This is a genomic window from Paraburkholderia polaris, assembly GCF_012927345.1.
Lineage (GTDB): Bacteria > Pseudomonadota > Gammaproteobacteria > Burkholderiales > Burkholderiaceae > Paraburkholderia > Paraburkholderia polaris.
On the sequence record NZ_JABBGJ010000049.1, the window covers coordinates 1 to 16,141 of the forward strand.

Below are 16,141 nucleotides of genomic sequence, written 5' to 3' on the forward strand. Positions count from 1 at the left end.
AACGCCATCAAAAACGAACAACGAATCGATGTCTTTCGCGGTTAGTCCCCAAACGGGTTGCCGGTGTCTTTCACTTCGGTGTTGAGGTTGTATTCCGCACGCACGGCCTTGAGCACGCCCTCGATGTCGCGCTCGAAGCCGACCGCGTTGCCGAAGTGCGTCATGCTCCAGTTGCAGCCTGTCTTGTCAGCCTCTTGCAACTGCGGCCGCGGCACACGAATCTTCACGCCATCCTCGACGACTTCCTGCAGTCGATGGATTCGCCGGTTGACCTCCTGCTGAAGCTGCGAGGCATTGAGCGTCTTGCGTATTATCCAGGTCTCCTTCTGGTTGCCCAAGCCAGTCTAGCGCAACTGAGGCGTTCCGCGATTTGGCGCTGAAATGCAAGGTGCCTGAGAGAGAGCAGGCGCCTTGGTTCGTCGGGGTGCGTCAGTAAGTCAGTACGTGACAATCACGACGCCGCTGCCGCCAATGCCACGACGACCAATGCGCGCACCGTCCCTGCCACCACCGATGTTCGCCTCGTCAATCGCTATGCCGCAAGTCTGTGCTCGTGGTACGGCCGGTCCCGGCGACCTGAGGCGGAGGGCGGTCCGTAGTGCAGCCCAAAGGTGACAGCGTTGAGCTCGACCTTAATTGCCCGGAAGCTCCCGCGCCCTCGCGCAGTCAACTTATCCACAGATTTTGTTAGCAAGTTTGTGGACAACCCGCTCGCATTCGTCGCAAGCACTTGAGGGACTGGGGCTTTGCTCTTTGGCTGCAGGCGGCGGCAGGCGCTTCTTCCAGCGCCACCACCTTGCTCGACCTTCCAGTTCGAAGCCGCTTTGGTCCTAACAGTAGTGGGTTCGCCGGTCTGCATGAAGCCTTCGCGAGTGCCAGACGAGGTCATTGGTCGCATCGAGCAGATTGTCCGTGATGCATCGGTTGCAACGTTGCGATCTTCCGCCCTTCCCCGCACAATCCGAAAAAAGGGGAAGAAACGTATGAAAACAAAAATAGTGCTCGCTGGACTGACCATCCTCGCTGGTTGCACAACAGTCTCCTAAGTTACGCCTGCCGGCGACGGACACTACACGGTCACGACACAGGTCCGCGGCGGGATGACGCCTTGGGGAGAAGTCAAAGCGACGAGCCTCAAGCGCGCGGATGAATATTGCAACAGCCGAGGCAACCAGATGCACCAGGTCGACATGCAGACGCACGGCGTGCGTGGCTGGACGCCGCAAGAGGCCGAGTTGACCTTCTCATGTTTGCAGGTCGAGTAGATTTCAGAGCGATGCTCGGAGGCAGTATGCAGAATCCCCCGCTTTTTCACGCCCTGCTAGATCACCTCGAAGCGATCGACGCTCCGCCGATGGAAATCCAACGGTTTGTCGACCGCTGGCATCGCCTGAAGCCTCATGAACGAATTCCTTGTCCAGTCTGCTATCTGAACGGTGAGGAGCAACCCCTCACGCCGCTCGACGCCCAAGGTAACACCGAACCGGTGTTTTGCAGCGCGTGTCGCACGCAGTACGACATTCCAATCGACGAAACGTAAGGCAGTATGGTCGTACGCGACAACCTGCATGACGAAGCGCGCGCCGAACTCCTCTGCTACCTGGTGGTCGGGCTGCTAGTGACTCGAGCACGCACAGGAGAATGGCTGCGCACAGACCGCCTCGTCGAGTCGACGCGCGTCTGGTCGACCAGCAATGGCGCTGACGCAGACTGGGCCGAACGCGTCCACTTAGGAGCCTTGTTACAGCAGATCGCGTTGGATTTTGCGGAGTTGCCACGCTTCGCAGACTCCGCGTCGCTCGCCAGGCTGTTCACGGACGCCTGGCGGTTGGACTATCGGTCGCCTGTCGTCCGCGGGATCCATGCGGCCTGCGAAAGCGAGCTGCACCCGGAAAAGCCATAGCCGCCGGCGTCACGACGCGCTAGTGCTCGATGTACATGCGCCATTCCGGAAACTGATCGAAGAAGCTTTCGCTCACGTAGACGAGATACACCACCGGTGAATGGGTGTTTGTCGTCATCCCAGGTTCGTTAACGATCGTCAGGCCGGGATCGATACCGCTCGTGCTGGCCCACGCGGTCAGGTCATCGGGAAGATCACCGGCTTCTTCGCGCGGCACACGCAATTTGATTGGCTTCATGTCATCCTTGGCAAACGGGGAATGGCATCTGGCCGAATATCATACAAAGAAGCGGCGTGCCCGCACCAGACTACGGTAGCGGCAAGTCTGAGGTTTTCTCGGAGCCTGCCGAGAATCAGTCATCAACAGTGACGACCGCTACCGCCCCGGCCATCCCCGCTACGACGAAGCGATGGCTCTTGAAATGACCGTTCGCGCGACCCGCTGCACGCAGCGGTAAGAAAAACCCCGAAGACTTCACGACCGGCACACCCGAATGGGACACCGCGACCAAAGATTTTCTGGGCGATATTTACGGCGCGATGGTCGGCGATCCTGCTGATCTCGATAATCCAGACTGGCTGGCTATCGACTGTAGTTCGAACGCGGGTGATCAAAATAATCAGACAAAACACCCGATTGCAGGATTACTTTCACCGTGTAAGACTTCGCGCTCGCCCAGCGATCTCTGGGCGGAGTGTGTCTCCAGGCCGCGGCTATGTCTGCGGCTTTTTTTTGGTTCGTCTGACCTGAGAATCGATCGATTGTGGAATCCGCATGACCGCAGCTCGAACGACCTAGACTTTGATGAGTGGCTACAAGCGTGCGAGGCTTGCAATCATTGCAAGAACAAGCAACAAGGAGGTAAGCCATCATGAAGTCCCTGATCTATGCGATCTCTACCGCTGCGGTCTTCGCCGCTCCGGTCGTGTCCTTGGCTCAATCGAACGCACCCGTAACACGCGCACAAGTGCGGGCCGAACTGATGGAGCTCGAACAGGCTGGCTATCGGCCGTCCAGAGGTGAGGACGTGAATTACCCGATGGAAATCCAGGCGGCGTTGGCGCGCGTGGCCGCAAAACACGCAGCGATGCAAGCGCCTGCCCTGCAGTAGGCCGGTTCACCCGATCATCAACAGGCGGTCGTCGTCAAACCGCCTCCACAGATTGTCGAGTGCCCTTGCCGCAATGTAGTCGCATCGTGCATCGCCGGCAACACCCAGCGATCTCTGAGCGTGCGTCTGAGATGCGCAGCTATGGTTGCAGCTTCTTTTTTGGACGCCAGATGCGAAGAGCCGGGCGCAAGGCAGAGCTAATCTGTGGTGGACCTGGGAGAGACGACCTCGTTTTCTTGCTACTTTCACGTTGAGATAGGTAGGGCATCCACCGTCAGTTGTGAGCTCTTTTGAGGAGCGGGATGAAAACTCTAGTCGCGACTGCATTGCTTGTGAGCCTTGGAATCGGCCTTTCTGGTTGCATCGTCCAGGCCCCGGGGGGTGTTGCTCCTGTGCCCATCGGAATCACAATTGGATGGCACGGGGACCAGTACTATGATGGCCGTCGTTACCGGGCGCACGACGACTGGATGCGCACGTAAGTGAATTCTGGCCTGCGCTGGCCGCTTGCGCAGCACACCCGGTACGGGCCTGAGTGGGATCGCGCCAGTACCCTACCGTGCGTTTCTGGTAGACGTTCGCAATTACCGAACAATGCCTAAAAACAGAACACCTTCTTTATCCAGTAATTTTTATTGATTAATAATCAATAGTTTACAACTTATATGTTCGTTTTTTTCATTGCGTTCGTTTTTTGAGTACACTACTCAAAAGAGTACATGGAGCGCGTTATGTCGTCGACGAACAATCCCACCTTCGCTGAAATGCAGCTGGTCGAGGAGGCGTGCGCAGCCTTCCAGAACGCGACGCGACGCTTCAAGGCAAAGCCCTTTACTGCAAAAATCACCAACGCGCGTCCCGCGAACAGCGCAATGGCGGACACGTCCGTGCAGTTCGACATCAGCGGCGAGAAATTCGTAATGCCCGTCTATGTGAAGGCCCGTATCGGGACCTCGGGTGGCCTTTTGGCCCAACACCACATGTATGCCCGGCAGCTAAACGGGCGGTCACGCCCTCTTATGCTGGTTACGCAGCACGTCGGTCCAGAGCTCGCCAACCTCCTGATCGAACAGAACGTCCCTTTCCTCGACGCCGCGGGAAACGTCTATCTGGCCGAACCTGAAGCCACGGTGATGGTCACCGGCCGGCCAAAGGCTTCACATGGCGTCCTGGTACCAGGTACGCGGTCGACGACGCGAACCGGCCTTCAGGTGATGTTCGCGCTCGCCGCACACCCGGGTCTGGTCAGCATGCCGTACCGCACGATAGCCGACGTCGCTAACGTATCTCTCAACTCCGTCAAGCAGGCGATGGACGACCTTCTCGCCCGTGGGCTTGTCGGCGAAAGCCGCAGCGGCTCGCGTAGCCTGCCCGACTGGCCGAGATTCGTCGCCGAGTGGGTGAGCCTCTACCCATCACGGCTACGACCCAAACTCGGCGGCCGCCGTTTCTCCAGCACATCTCCTGACTGGTGGCGCAAATTCGACTTCGCCTCGTTCAGCGCTCTACTAGGTGGCGAAGCCGGCGCCGAAGTCATGACAGACCACCTCAAGGCCGCCAGTGCGACCGTATATACCTATCAAGCGATCACGCGCGACTTCATGATTCGCGCCAGGCTACGTCCCGACGAGCGCGGCGATGTGGAGATCCTCGAAGCCTTCTGGCCGCAGCCACCGATCGAGACCTGGCGGGAATACGGACTGCCACTTGTTCACCCGCTGCTGATCTATGCTGACCTCGTTGCGACCGGTGACAGCCGTAACCTATCAATCGCGGAACAGATCTATGAAGCCAAACTCGCCTCCTCTCATGCTTGAAGTCAGCGCGGATCGCCCGCTTCACCCGGTCACGCTTGCCATTCTCGGGCATGTGCAGGACGCCGCAAGGCAGTCGGGATCGGACTTCGTTGTCGCCGGCGCGACCGCCCGCGATATCGTGCTGTGGCACGTGTACGGGATCCGCACCGAACGTGTGACCCGCGATGTCGACGTCGCAGTCTGTGCGGTCAGTTGGGAGGCGCACGGCGAACTCGTCGAGAGACTTGAAGCTACGCGCTTGTTCAAGCTCAGCGAGAGAGTCGAGCACACAATGACCTTCCTCGACGAGTCGGTTGGAAAGCCGACACCCCTGGATCTTGTACCGTTCGGGCCACTCGAGGCCCCAGAGGGCACCATCACGTGGCCAAAGGACAAGAACCAAATGAATGTGCTCGGTTTCCGTGAAGCTGTCGATACGGCACTCGAGATCGATGTCGGCGAACGCCTCATCGTGCCCGTGGTCACGCTGCCTGCGCTCGTCTTACTCAAGCTTCTAGCGTGGCACGACCGGCGGACAACCAAGAATACGGATGCACCGGACTTGTTGCTGACCATGCGGAACTACCATGGCGCGGGCAACCAGGAACGCATTTACGATGTTGCGCCCGACCTGCTTGAGATCCACAACTTCGACCCGGGTCTGGCGTCCACTGCCCTTCTCGGTCGTGACTCCCGGCGAGCCGCGTTACCCGCCACACGTGATGCGGTGGCCCGCCTTCTTGAACAGGAGAAAAGCTACAACACGCTACTCGCCGACATGCTGGCACGAGCCGCAGCACTGGCATTCGATGAATTTGTGGACAGCACAACCGATACGCTGGCGGCCTTTCGGAATGGGTTCCTGCAACCTGCCGACGGAGAGTTATAGAGACGCTGAAGCGCGGCCCGCAGAAGACTTCGCCGGCGCGGAATGCTGCTGCACGCCGGTCCATGCCACATGGCTACATTCGCGGCCTGTGCGGAACGATGCTGGAGGTTGTAGGGGCGGTATTCGGGCAATCTAGGCGTCGCCGTGCAATGAAGGAAAAGTAGCAGCGTTTCGGAAGTAGTGGAAGCAGCCTTGGTGCAAATCGTCTACATCGCCCACCCACCCATAAGGTGGTCGTGCCCATTCCCTTCGAAACCTATTCACTGCCATGTTCGTGCAGGTCAGGCAGCTTTCCGCTTGATCCGCTATCGGTACGTTGAGGCCCTGCTGGCAGAACCGCTTTGTTGGCTTGTCTCTCCCGCCGCTCGCTGCGTCTCTGTTCCGCACGCTTCACGACTTCTTCCAGCGATTGCACCTTTTCGGGGGTCGAACGACCAAAGCGCTTGCTATAACAGTGCGCGATAAATTCGGCGAGGAGCCGCTTCCACGGCTCCTGCTGGTCGTTAGCCAGTGATCCGAATTTTCGGGGATTCAATCCCAGTTCGCGAGCCATCTGGATATGAATATGGCTCAACCTGAAACGCTGCCGCGCATCACACCAGGGTTGAAGTTTCGGTGGCGGCCGCATTACTGCTCACCTCTGCGCCAACTCACTGCAGTCAATCGCTCCACTGCCGCGTAGTAACGCGCCTGCGAAGCAGCAGCATCGTCGTTCTGATCCGCCTTCAAAATGCCAAACAGGTTCTCTGCCACAACTGGGCCGATCGCGTGGATAGCATCGTGTCGCGTGAGTCCCTGTTTCCCGAGGCGATCCATTGCCCGGACCACGGGCTCAAGGTCCAGGGCAATCTGGTTTTCGACGATCACATGCAGCGCGGCATGTGCCGTGAGGTTGGGAAGCTTGATCCGGGCAACGCGATGCCAGGTTTCAATGAGAAGAATCCGCTCCTGTTCGTCGAGTTCAAGCCATGATTCAGGCTCGGGCCCGCGCTCCGGGTTGTTCGCTTCCATGATGTCAATCCTGTACTGACTTCTGTTCATCGTAAAAATGCCGCCTGCCGTCGCGTTGCGCCTAACCGTGCCAATTGAGCCCATGCGGAGGCATCGCGGGCGTTACACGCAGTTCCCTCCAACGCTCACCGAGACGCTCGATGCACGGCATCTGATCATTCTGCAGTGCATCGAACAGACGCTCTAGCCAGCGTTCGCGCATGACGGCTGGCGCATCGACTCCGGCGATGACTGGTACCGGTGCGTCGACTGCACGGTTCACGACTGTGCCGGGTGCACCGAACGAACTGTCAACCCGCTCGAGTGCGCGTGAAAGCTTCTCGAGCAAAGACACGGCGCCATCGGCCGCGACAACAAGCTCCCTTCGGGCGACCTGCGGATTTCCGCGACGGCTTCCTTGAGACGCTGGATCGGCAGCGCAGATTTCCGGCCAGACGCACTGCGTCGGGACCGTGCCGGGAAAGTCCACCTGTGAGCGGTTGGACGGGTCATCATCTTCAGGCATGCCGTGTCAGCGCGTCTTCAGGTAAGCGGCGTACAGGCCGGCATGCAGATCGCGCAGTGCCTTGCGACGCTCCACCAGCTCATGCTGGTTGCCCTGCCGCTCGAGGCCGAGGATCTGCAGCAACAGCCGCGTCGCCCGCTCCGGCGCCGTCTGGCGCGACGGCTGCGCTTCACGCAGCAGCGGTGCCAGTCCAGGCTTTTCGATCAGCACCCACGCAGGGAACCACGCGAGATCGGCTGTCTGGCCTGCACCCTCGAAATTCGCGTCGAACTTTCTGCGCAACGTGTCGATTGACGCGTCGGCGAGCCGGTGCAGCAGCCCAGCCAGGCGGCCAGGTGACAGCCACGCCAGTTCAGTGAGCAAGGGCAACGCGGCCTCCAGACCATCCGCGCGATGTCGCACCTCTGCCATCCACATCAGCGGCGCAGGGATCCGGCGCCACGACCCGATCCGCTCGACGGCCCGTCTTGCCTCATCCCAGTCGCCCGCGCGCAACCAGACCGCCGCCGCGTAAAGGTCACTGACGTCAGCGCGAAACGGCAGGGACGCGGCCTGCTGCGCGAGCGTCCGCCAGCATGACGCCACCCACGCCCGTCCGGGCGCGTCGCCCAGTAACCGCCGCGCCGCCGGTTCAACCTCATCATTGAGGCGACCACAGGCGATAGCCAGCGCCGGATGATCAGCGAACGGCGCGGCGACAGCGCTGTCGAGCACATCGATCAATGTCGCCAGCCCGGCCAGGGTGTCGTCATCGGGGAATTCGCCTGCCAGTCTCTGCCAGGCCTGCCGGGCAGAGACTGCATCGCGCTGGTGGAGGGCATCCAGCACATCGTTGCGGAGCATGACGTCGCGGCTGTCGGCGAAGATGTCGAGCTGCATGATGGTCAGCGTCAGAAGAGTTGATCGTTCAGACCGGCCAGATTAGCCCATTTCACCACGCTGCGGAACGACCGGCCATTGACGTCGACCGATTCAATCACCGCGCGTTGACCGCTCGCTTCGGCGATCACGCGCACAATGCGATCGCGATACCGCATCAGCGCGCCGATCGGTGGACAGACGGCCTTCTTCCTTTTCCGGGCGGTCGGGTTCATGCACTTATCCCGCCTTCTTCGCCGATGCCGCCTTGCGGGTCGCACGAGACTGCTTGCGGGCGGGCACCGTGACAGACCCACCCTTGCGACCTGAGTTGCGCGGGGCGACCGTCCCCGCCATCTGCTGCCGCAGCAACCCGAGCTCACGCGCATAGCCGGCGCTGGCGTCGCGCACAGCCACCAGACTGCCCTCAAGGACACCAGCCTGGTGCCGCGCATCGGCAAGTTGCGCCTGCACGGCCTGCAGCTCGCTGCGGTGGCGTGCCTCGCCCTGCTCCGTGCGGCGCGTCGCGGCGTCGAGTTCCTTCTGGAGTCGCGCGCTGGCAACCCGCTCACGCTCGATCTCGAGCAGCGCCCGCTTCCCGGTCGCCCGTAGTCGCTCTTCCGCCAGTCCGGCGCTGGCCCGCAGCTTCTCGAGCTCCTCCGAGAAATCCGCCCGCGCCTGCGCAAGTGCCCGGTCGCGCGCGGCGTTTTCGTCCTGCAGCCGGCTGATTTCCGCTTCGAGTGCACGACGCGTGGCCTCACCGGCGGCCTGCCCCTGCTCGAGTTCCTGGATCCGGACCTGGGCGGCGAGCAGCGCGCTGGTGCGCTGCTCGAGCGCAGTTTCGGTCCGGCCCAGTTCGCCTTCCATCGACGTGACGGCATTCTGCGCGACGACCTTCTCCGCCTCGGCTTCGACCCGCAACGCCTCCAGTGCCACCTGCGCCGATGCGGTCGAACGCGTCCACAGCGTCGCGACCAGTTCGCCGGCGGCGGCCTGCAGGTCGGCTGGCAGGTCCGGGTGGTCGATCCGCACGCGGCTCTTCTCGCGCAACTCCGCCCAGAACTCGCCGAGCACGGCCGTGGGCGTGCCCATGCTGCCACGCCGGACCAGCTGGTACAGGCGGTTTGCGGTCGGCGTGATGCCGTAACGGAAGAACAGCAGCGCGCAGACCTCGCGGTACAGCTCGCGGGTTTTCGGATGCGCGGCTTTCAGCCGTTCGATGTCGGCGGTCACAGCGGCATCAGCGGCATCAGCGGAGGGAGCGATGTCCATGGGTGAAGGTGGCCAGTTCTATCCTTAAATATTACTACGTAAACCGACTTGTATCGAACGATAAATCCACACTACACGACATTAGGCCTATAATGTCGTGTAGATGGCCGGGAGCGCTGGCCGTCACCGCGTCACACCCGCCGGAGCCGCCCGAACCGTGCCGAACACCCCGATTGCGTCCATCCAGCCCGTCGAGTGGCTCATCGTTCCGGAAACGCTGGATGGTCGCGACGGCACCAACCGGGGTAACCCCGGGCATTCGCAGCTGTCCGCCAACAACGATCTGGACGCGGTGCGCGCGTGGCTGTCCAACTACGCCGACACGAAGACGACCTTCGACAGTTACCGCAAGGAAGCCGAACGCCTGCTGCTGTGGGTCGTCGTGCAGTCCGGCAAGCCGCTGTCGTCGCTCACGCATGAGGATCTGCTGCTGTTCAGGGCGTTTCTCGTCGATCCACAGCCGGCCAGCCGGTGGGTCTCGGCCACCGGCGGCAAGTACCCGCGCGGCGACGCACGCTGGCGGCCGTTCAACGGCCCGCTGTCAGCGGCCAGCCAGCGACAGGCGCTGATCATCCTGAACGGCATGTTCACCTGGCTGGTGGACGCCGGTTACCTGCGCGGCAATCCGATGGCGTTGCTGCGGCAGCGTGGCAAACATGCGGCGCCGCGGGTCACGCGCTACCTGTCACTCTCGCTGTGGCATGAGGTCAAGGGCTTCGTCGGGCAGTTGCCGCAGGACACCGGGCTGCAGAAGGCGTACGCCGCCCGCTGCCGGTGGCTCACTACCCTCTTCTACCTGCAGGGCATGCGCCTCTCCGAGGTCGCCGCCGGAAAGATGGGCGACTTCTCGCGCCGGCTCGGCACCGACGGACGCGAGCAGTGGTGGCTCGACATCCTCGGCAAGGGTGAGAAGGAGCGGATCGTCCCCGCGTCGCCCGAACTGATCGCCGAGCTGGCCCGCTACCGCAAGGCGAACGGGCTGCCGTCGCTCCCGGGCCGCGCAGACGACACGCCGCTTCTCATCCCGTTCAGGGGAAAGAGTCGCTGCATGTCGCGCTCAGCCGTGCACGACGCGATCAAAAGCGTATTCGGCAACGCCGCCGCGTGGCTGCGCGCCCGCGGACCTGAGTTCACCGATCGCGCCGATGAACTGGACCGTGCCTCGGCGCACTGGCTGCGACATACCTCGGGCTCGCACCAGGCCGACGGCGGTGTCGACCTGCGCACGGTGCGCGACAATCTCGGTCACGTGTCGCTGAACACCACGAGCCTTTACCTGCATGAGGAAGAGGACAAACGCCATCGCGAAACGGTGAAGCGCCACCGGATGAACTGGGAGACGCCGCCTGCTGCGGAGCCCGGTTCTGCGAAAAACGACTCATGAACCCAGCCCCGGACGGCCAACCCCTGGCGATCGGTTGATCCGCAGGCCGACTGCCGCATAACGCCCGACGATCGCAACCTGTCCCGGCCAGAATCAGGCATCCGCGGGAATGGGAGAGCGGGACGTTCCGGCCAGGAATGCCCCGAGCTTCTGCTCCGCGGCGAGTACTTCGTGCAGCGGCGCACTCGCGAGTTGCGCGTCGTAGAGGGCAAGAAGCACCTCGAAGTCGGCGATCGCCTCTTCCGGAAGCCGCCACTCGCCACACTCGTGAGCATCGGCCAGCGTCGCCTCGACGGCGTATTCGGTGATCCTGAACTGCTCGACCGGGATGGCGCCATACCCGGCTCGCTGCAGGAACCAGCCCAGATACACCGCGCGCATCAATTCATTGATGAGGTGTCCGTTTCCGTGACCGCAGCGGCACGCGACTAGCGCAAGGTGATTCGCGAGGGACTGTTTGTTTGCCGACGCGCGATCCATCGGCAACAGAAGCGCCCTGGTTAGCGGTTTGTGGCCCCGCGCACTGCGGGGCCTGTTTCGTCTGGACGACACGGATTTCAAAGTTGCAGAGGGCGGGTTGATAACCTGGAAATTATAGCGACACCGGCTGCGGGGATTTTGCAGCTCGCGTTACCCTTGAAGCGCCACGCCGTACCCTCCATCAACCCCGACCTGTCGTTTGTCAAAAGTCGGAATTGCAGCTGATGGCCCCCCCGATTTGCCCTTCTGAAGTTTGTATCGCTGCTGTCGTTAAAGTGGCATGAACATCGAGTTGCCGCCTGGTCCCGTCGCGCTGCTCCTGGCGCTCAGTGCTGTCATTGCGACACTGGAGGTGATTCGCAAGGTGAAAGGTCTCAGCCCGATCACGGGGAAGTCCGGTGAATTATTTTAAGCACGCGAGACTCATCAGCGTCCGGTGTCCCGTGACAGCCAGAAATGATCTTCGAGCGCTTCGCGCGTGATCGTGCATTCGATATCGCGATTCCGATCACATAAACGGAATACGACCGCGCGACTGTCGAGCGAGACTTCGGGAGCGAGATCAACAACGTCCATAGGACCGTCGTAAGATACGGCCGCCGCGCTTCGGCAATGAGCGCATGTTGTGGAATCTACCAGAACCCGGTGGACGGAAGACCGGTGCCCATTCTGAGCACTGGGCCGACGGAACTGGTCGAACGCGGCAGTCTGCAAAACTGTTTTTAACCTTTGTCGCTCCGTCAAATTGAGGCTGACGGTTAGTTGCATTACGTCGGGTAATCCAGCGCATTTGAATGGTGAGCTTTTGCAGGAGCACGCGGTTGTACGGGTTGCCGACGTAGATTGCAGGAAAACGTGTCTCAATTTCGCCAGGAAATGTGTCGCCCATTGAAAGGAGAGCATTCTATTTGGTGGGGTGGCGCGCCGGTGGCAGCAGCGGGGCGCTTTGAGCGGTGCTGCATAATCCCGTCCGGGTTGAGCGACGGAGAACCGCTCCTTCTTCCGCTGCCTTGCAGCTTGCCGTACACGTTCCAGTCCCTGTGGCACGCTTGCCCGGTTCTGCGCCCGGCACGTGTTGGACTGATCCGTGTTCCCCTTGGTCCCCGCCCTTCGCTCCACCTGCTCCGCAGCCGGTTCCCCGGCGTTGTTCGCAGGCTTCATCGCTAATATGGCGGAGTCTGACTTCTCCCGTCCGTTCATCATCGGCTACGGCTCCTCGCCTTCCCGATGCGGACCTGCCCATGCTGCAACAGACCAGACCGGAGACCTCCCGGTTCCCGAACAAGGAGCGTGCGTGCGTGCCAGGGTCTTCGACCACGCCGAGCCGACGGAGTGCTCGCAATTATCGCGCTCCGTCGTGTTGCCTTCCGCAGTGTCAACGGCGTCGGCGCTCGGGACAATTAAACTATCGCGGCTCAATGGCTGGCCCGCACGTACCCCTGTCAACGCTTCGCCGCATGTCTCGCGACATACTGCGCATGACTCGGGGACAACGTGGTTTGCTAGACCTTCGTTGTAAGAGACTTGCACTCTTTACTCCTTGCCGGTCTCCCGGCGCACTGACAACTTTACTAGCGAAGTTGTGACAACTTTGCTTCGGTCTACGCCATCGCCGCCCTCAGTCTTCCAACACAATTACCCAGTTGTCGTACAAAAACGGAAGACACGACGCGGACAGTGGCCAGGCGAGGGCCGCGCCGGTTCAGCGCCCGGAGAACATGCTGGGGCAGAGCATCCCCAGCGGACCCCCGCTCGATGCCAAAGCGAGCAACGCGTCCGGTCCGCCTCGTAACGATTGATACGTTTTACGTTTCAATCAATACAAGCTCGGTGGCGAGCTCGGTGACCGGCCTGCTGTAGACGGAAAACGCGCCCACAAAACGCGTCTCACCCGCAGAGCCCGCGCGTTTTCGTGAAACATTTCCTTTTAAATTACTTGAAGTCCATACCACACAAGGATTTCGGGGCGGGCCCCGTTCGACGCCGGATGTTTCACGATCGCCTTGCCTACTGCGGCAGTGCAGGCCGTTGCCAAAGCTCGAATCCAGGACTCGCAGCATGACAGCGGATCCGCCATCACCGAAGCTTCCAACATTCAGTTCAGTTCTCCGAAGTTTCCAACTTTCACTTCCTAGAGGTCGGAAGTGAATCTGGAAGCGGCCGGGCGGCGGAGGTCGAGAACTCAAGGGGTTGCGTTTCCGGCGGGGCTATCACTTTTGCTTCACTCGACGACTGTTGGCCCAGCCGGCCAGTCAGCTGCTTGACGCGTTTGGTGCCGGCAGGGCATCGCCCGGCTCAGGCAGCGCGGCCGCCATGATGGGGCTGCTTGCCGCACAACTGATCCACACGGTCTGCCTGAAGAGTCTCGAAAAGGAAAGCTGCCGCCCTGCAGAAGCGACACTACGCCACATCCGCGACCGCATGACGGAGATCGACCCACTGCTGCGCGCGCTGTTCGAGAAGGATGCGCGCGAATTCGAAGAGGTCGTCCGGCTCATCGGCGAGCGGCAAAGCGCAGCCACGCCGGAAGCGAAAGGCGCCCTGTCCCGGCAGATCAACGCCATGCTCGAGGGTGCAACGGACAACGTGTTCGAGATCATCGACCTGTGCCTGCCGCTGATCGACCACGGCGTGACCGTCTTCCAGCACGGCTGGGGTACGGTGCGCGGCGACTCCGGCGCGGCCATCAGCGCGTCGATCGCCGCGGTCACGTCGGGACTCTTCATTGCGAACCTGAACATCAAGTGGCTGAAAGGGAGAAGGTACGCGCGAGACAACATTGACAGGGGGACTGCATTGCTGGCGACCCTGCCAGCAGAAGCAGCTCGCCGCGAACGCCTGCATTAAGTCCTTGAACGCCGAAGCGCTCGCCTCGATCGAGCTCGAGGCCACCGACGAACGGCAACTGCCGCTCGCACTGGACGCGGTCGCCGCGCCGGCCAGCGTCGAGGTTGGAAAATCGTGAACACCCCCAACCTCCGCACGATGCCGGCTGGCGAGCCGTTTGACCGGCTCGCCACGGCGCTACTCGCCCTGCTCGACAGCGCCCGTCCCGCCGACCCGCAGGGCGACCGGCTGGCCGGCTGGAAGCCGGTGCGCGGCGAATGCCACGACAACGTCGACCGCTGGGTGGCGCTCTACCCGGAGGCGCGCGCCGTGCGCGGCTGGCGGCACGAGGACTTCAACGGCGTCACACACAAATTTGTCGCACATTCGGCGATCCGCACCGCCGGCGGGTTGGTCGACGTCACGCTACCGTGTACTGAACCGGCGCGGCCGTTCATCGAGCACCCGCGCGAGGTGTGCGGGTTTTTTGCTGTGCTGTGCCGGGTGGGCCTGGATTACCCCGCCCACGAATTCAGGGTCGAACTTGCCGCGCTGGCTGACGAGATCGAGGCGAACCGGGATTTCACACTGGACGAGCCCGTCGACGGACACTGCCTGTGACCGGCCCCGCCCTGCCCTTGCCCCCAACCGTGACGGCCACTCCGCCGCGTTGCATGACCCTGTGGTCCCGCGGGCCAGCGCTGACGGACGGTGCGCGGACCGTTAGTTGCGTCCGGCGCGTGGCCCCAGCCGGCTCTGGAGCCTCCCGATGACCGCAGTGGACCGTTCTGAACCGGACACTGTCGCCGCGGCCCGCGGGCAGCCAGCAGTTGTCGCCCACCGCCCGAACCGGTACCAGAGTCCGATCCTGCCGCCGCACCTGTCGGACGAGGAGGTCGTCGGCCGCTGGCTCGCGGCCAAAGCCACTGGTCGCGGGCGGCTGGCCACGACCACGCTCGCGCAGTACCGCACCGAGGCCGAGCGCCTCTTCTGGTATGCGCGGCAGACCGGTACGCCCATCTCGAGCTGGGGGCTGGACGAGTTTTCCGCCTACATCGGCTTCCTGCAGGCGCCGGCGCCATGGGCGGTGCGCAAGCCTGGCGTACGGCGCGGCTCGCCGGACTGGCGGCCGTTCCTCGGGCCGCTCACCGACCGCTCGGCCGGCCAGACCCAGAAAATCGTCACCTCGCTATTCGACTGGCTGCGCGACGTCGGCTACCTGCAACTGAATCCGGCCACCGGGCTGCCGACGGTCGGTCGACTCGAGCCGGAAAAGCAGGTTCGCTTCCTGTCAGCGAGCGACACGGCGCTGCTGCGCGAGGCCATTGTCGCCCGCCCGGGCGCGGAGTCCGGCCGCCAGGCACGCCTGACGAAGGCGCGCGACCTGTTCGCGGTGGACCTGTTTGAACGGACCGGCCTGCGCACCAGCGAGGTGGTGCATTGCCGGATGGGCCACGTGCGTATCGAACCGGTGCCACAGGCGCTGCGCCGGGAGTTTCCGGACGCCCCCCCCCTTCCAGTGGCTGCTGCGCGTTGAGCGCGGCAAGGGCGGCAAGGCCCGCTGGGTGCCGTGCGACGAAATTGCGCTGTCGTTGGAGGCCTACCGGATCGCGTTTGGACTTCCACCAGTGCCGTTGCCGGATGAAGACCTGCCACTACTGCTGTCGGTGCGGCGCTCCCGTTGGGGTGAACTCAGGGGCATCCGCAGCCGCACGGCGGTCTGGAAACTGGTCACCGTGCTGTGCAGCGAGGCACTCGCCTACGCCCGCGCCCACGGCCGCCGCGTCGATGCCGACCGGTGCGCACGCGCGTCCACGCACTGGCTGCGTCACACCTACGCCAAAGGGCTTGCGCAGGCGGTCCGCGACGGCCTGGACGCCTCGGACGCGCTCGAAAACATGGGCCACAGCGATTTGCGGACCTTCCGTCAGTACGTCGACGAGGAGCCTCTGAAACGCGCGCTGGCGACACAGCTGGCCCGCACACGCACGAAACGATAGCGGTTGGCTTTCGACGTCCTTCGGACTCCCCGCCCGCACGAGCCTTCAGGGATGGCAGCCCGCAGTGGCTGCGGCACACGTTTGTGTTGCATGCAGTCGCCAATG

The 16,141-nt window shown here is 62.4% G+C and carries 20 protein-coding genes; 10 read left to right on the plus strand and 10 right to left on the minus strand.

Annotated features, from left to right (window positions below):
• Positions 1-41 precede the first annotated feature (41 nt).
• The gene (locus tag HHL24_RS35115) at positions 42-314 is read right to left on the minus strand and encodes a hypothetical protein (protein WP_169489960.1); all 273 of its coding nucleotides are present in this window, start codon (positions 312-314) and stop codon (positions 42-44) included.
• Between the two features lie 977 nt (positions 315-1,291).
• Between HHL24_RS35115 and HHL24_RS35120 the strand changes: the two genes are divergently transcribed.
• Both HHL24_RS35120 and HHL24_RS35125 read left to right on the plus strand, forming a co-directional pair.
• The gene (locus HHL24_RS35120) at positions 1,292-1,540 is read left to right on the plus strand and encodes a hypothetical protein (RefSeq protein WP_169489877.1); all 249 of its coding nucleotides are present in this window, start codon (positions 1,292-1,294) and stop codon (positions 1,538-1,540) included.
• A gap of 6 nt (positions 1,541-1,546) precedes the next feature.
• Positions 1,547-1,903 carry a hypothetical protein gene (locus HHL24_RS35125; RefSeq protein ID WP_169489878.1) on the plus strand — a complete coding sequence of 119 codons (357 nt, stop codon included), beginning with the start codon at positions 1,547-1,549 and terminating at the stop codon, positions 1,901-1,903.
• A gap of 19 nt (positions 1,904-1,922) precedes the next feature.
• Here the strand turns inward: HHL24_RS35125 and HHL24_RS35130 are convergent, their stop codons facing one another.
• Positions 1,923-2,141 (minus strand): hypothetical protein, encoded by a 219-nt coding sequence (locus HHL24_RS35130; protein WP_169489879.1) that lies wholly within the window; start codon positions 2,139-2,141, stop codon positions 1,923-1,925.
• A 634-nt stretch (positions 2,142-2,775) separates the two neighbouring features.
• Between HHL24_RS35130 and HHL24_RS35135 the strand changes: the two genes are divergently transcribed.
• The 3 genes from HHL24_RS35135 to HHL24_RS35145 all read left to right on the plus strand — a co-directional run bounded on the left by HHL24_RS35135 (position 2,776) and on the right by HHL24_RS35145 (position 5,700).
• Complete coding sequence (locus tag HHL24_RS35135; protein ID WP_169489880.1) at positions 2,776-3,015, plus strand: DUF4148 domain-containing protein; 240 nt, start codon at positions 2,776-2,778, stop codon at positions 3,013-3,015.
• 731 nt (positions 3,016-3,746) lie between these two features.
• Complete coding sequence (locus HHL24_RS35140) at positions 3,747-4,832, plus strand: type IV toxin-antitoxin system AbiEi family antitoxin (RefSeq protein ID WP_169489881.1); 1,086 nt, start codon at positions 3,747-3,749, stop codon at positions 4,830-4,832.
• Positions 4,801-5,700, plus strand: coding sequence for a nucleotidyl transferase AbiEii/AbiGii toxin family protein (locus tag HHL24_RS35145; protein WP_169489882.1), 900 nt, complete (start codon positions 4,801-4,803; stop codon positions 5,698-5,700). The genes HHL24_RS35140 and HHL24_RS35145 overlap by 32 nt, the downstream gene beginning before the upstream one ends.
• A gap of 256 nt (positions 5,701-5,956) precedes the next feature.
• On the opposite strand, the gene HHL24_RS35150 is transcribed toward HHL24_RS35145, so the two are convergent.
• The 6 genes from HHL24_RS35150 to HHL24_RS35175 form a co-directional block, all read right to left on the minus strand.
• Positions 5,957-6,274 (minus strand): hypothetical protein, encoded by a 318-nt coding sequence (locus HHL24_RS35150; protein WP_169489883.1) that lies wholly within the window; start codon positions 6,272-6,274, stop codon positions 5,957-5,959.
• A gap of 53 nt (positions 6,275-6,327) precedes the next feature.
• Positions 6,328-6,711, minus strand: coding sequence for a hypothetical protein (locus tag HHL24_RS35155; RefSeq protein ID WP_169489884.1), 384 nt, complete (start codon positions 6,709-6,711; stop codon positions 6,328-6,330).
• A gap of 61 nt (positions 6,712-6,772) precedes the next feature.
• The gene (locus tag HHL24_RS35160; protein ID WP_169489885.1) at positions 6,773-7,045 is read right to left on the minus strand and encodes a hypothetical protein; all 273 of its coding nucleotides are present in this window, start codon (positions 7,043-7,045) and stop codon (positions 6,773-6,775) included.
• 177 nt (positions 7,046-7,222) lie between these two features.
• Positions 7,223-8,095, minus strand: coding sequence for a hypothetical protein (locus HHL24_RS35165; protein WP_169489886.1), 873 nt, complete (start codon positions 8,093-8,095; stop codon positions 7,223-7,225).
• Between the two features lie 11 nt (positions 8,096-8,106).
• Positions 8,107-8,310: a hypothetical protein gene (locus tag HHL24_RS35170; protein ID WP_074290261.1), complete on the minus strand. Its 204-nt coding sequence runs from the start codon at positions 8,308-8,310 to the stop codon at positions 8,107-8,109.
• Between the two features lie 4 nt (positions 8,311-8,314).
• Entirely contained in the window at positions 8,315-9,346 is a 1,032-nt protein-coding gene (locus HHL24_RS35175) for a DNA-binding protein (RefSeq protein WP_169489887.1), read from the minus strand.
• A gap of 157 nt (positions 9,347-9,503) precedes the next feature.
• On the opposite strand from HHL24_RS35175, the gene HHL24_RS35180 reads away from it, so the two are divergent.
• The gene (locus HHL24_RS35180; protein WP_407947546.1) at positions 9,504-10,730 is read left to right on the plus strand and encodes a tyrosine-type recombinase/integrase; all 1,227 of its coding nucleotides are present in this window, start codon (positions 9,504-9,506) and stop codon (positions 10,728-10,730) included.
• 93 nt (positions 10,731-10,823) lie between these two features.
• Here the strand turns inward: HHL24_RS35180 and HHL24_RS35185 are convergent, their stop codons facing one another.
• A complete protein-coding gene (locus HHL24_RS35185; protein ID WP_230417701.1) occupies positions 10,824-11,210 on the minus strand; it encodes a hypothetical protein in 387 nt (128 codons plus the stop codon).
• 426 nt (positions 11,211-11,636) lie between these two features.
• Positions 11,637-11,786, minus strand: a complete 150-nt coding sequence (locus tag HHL24_RS35190; RefSeq protein ID WP_169489889.1) for a DUF1488 family protein — start codon at positions 11,784-11,786, stop codon at positions 11,637-11,639.
• Between the two features lie 1,659 nt (positions 11,787-13,445).
• Between HHL24_RS35190 and HHL24_RS35195 the strand changes: the two genes are divergently transcribed.
• From HHL24_RS35195 to HHL24_RS35210, 4 genes are all read left to right on the plus strand, one after another.
• Positions 13,446-14,057 (plus strand): cyclodeaminase/cyclohydrolase family protein, encoded by a 612-nt coding sequence (locus HHL24_RS35195; protein WP_169489890.1) that lies wholly within the window; start codon positions 13,446-13,448, stop codon positions 14,055-14,057.
• 114 nt (positions 14,058-14,171) lie between these two features.
• Positions 14,172-14,657 carry a hypothetical protein gene (locus HHL24_RS35200; protein ID WP_169489891.1) on the plus strand — a complete coding sequence of 162 codons (486 nt, stop codon included), beginning with the start codon at positions 14,172-14,174 and terminating at the stop codon, positions 14,655-14,657.
• Positions 14,658-14,805: 148 nt separating this feature from the next.
• Positions 14,806-15,573: a hypothetical protein gene (locus HHL24_RS35205; RefSeq protein WP_169489892.1), complete on the plus strand. Its 768-nt coding sequence runs from the start codon at positions 14,806-14,808 to the stop codon at positions 15,571-15,573.
• Between the two features lie 28 nt (positions 15,574-15,601).
• On the plus strand, positions 15,602-16,036 hold the full coding sequence (locus tag HHL24_RS35210) for a site-specific integrase (protein ID WP_169489893.1): 435 nt from the start codon (positions 15,602-15,604) through the stop codon (positions 16,034-16,036).
• The last annotated feature ends 105 nt before the right edge of the window (positions 16,037-16,141 follow it).

Coding starts and splice junctions, on each gene's coding strand:
- HHL24_RS35120 (WP_169489877.1), top strand. CDS start 1,292: ATGCAGAATCCCCCGCTTTTTCACGCCCTGCTAGATCACCTCGAAGCG.
- HHL24_RS35145 (WP_169489882.1), top strand. CDS start 4,801: ATGAAGCCAAACTCGCCTCCTCTCATGCTTGAAGTCAGCGCGGATCGC.
- HHL24_RS35140 (WP_169489881.1), top strand. CDS start 3,747: ATGTCGTCGACGAACAATCCCACCTTCGCTGAAATGCAGCTGGTCGAG.
- HHL24_RS35155 (WP_169489884.1), bottom strand. CDS start 6,711: ATGGAAGCGAACAACCCGGAGCGCGGGCCCGAGCCTGAATCATGGCTT.
- HHL24_RS35170 (WP_074290261.1), bottom strand. CDS start 8,310: ATGAACCCGACCGCCCGGAAAAGGAAGAAGGCCGTCTGTCCACCGATC.
- HHL24_RS35125 (WP_169489878.1), top strand. CDS start 1,547: ATGGTCGTACGCGACAACCTGCATGACGAAGCGCGCGCCGAACTCCTC.
- HHL24_RS35165 (WP_169489886.1), bottom strand. CDS start 8,095: ATGCAGCTCGACATCTTCGCCGACAGCCGCGACGTCATGCTCCGCAAC.
- HHL24_RS35130 (WP_169489879.1), bottom strand. CDS start 2,141: ATGAAGCCAATCAAATTGCGTGTGCCGCGCGAAGAAGCCGGTGATCTT.
- HHL24_RS35205 (WP_169489892.1), top strand. CDS start 14,806: ATGACCGCAGTGGACCGTTCTGAACCGGACACTGTCGCCGCGGCCCGC.
- HHL24_RS35190 (WP_169489889.1), bottom strand. CDS start 11,786: ATGGACGTTGTTGATCTCGCTCCCGAAGTCTCGCTCGACAGTCGCGCG.
- HHL24_RS35135 (WP_169489880.1), top strand. CDS start 2,776: ATGAAGTCCCTGATCTATGCGATCTCTACCGCTGCGGTCTTCGCCGCT.
- HHL24_RS35185 (WP_230417701.1), bottom strand. CDS start 11,210: ATGGATCGCGCGTCGGCAAACAAACAGTCCCTCGCGAATCACCTTGCG.
- HHL24_RS35175 (WP_169489887.1), bottom strand. CDS start 9,346: ATGGACATCGCTCCCTCCGCTGATGCCGCTGATGCCGCTGTGACCGCC.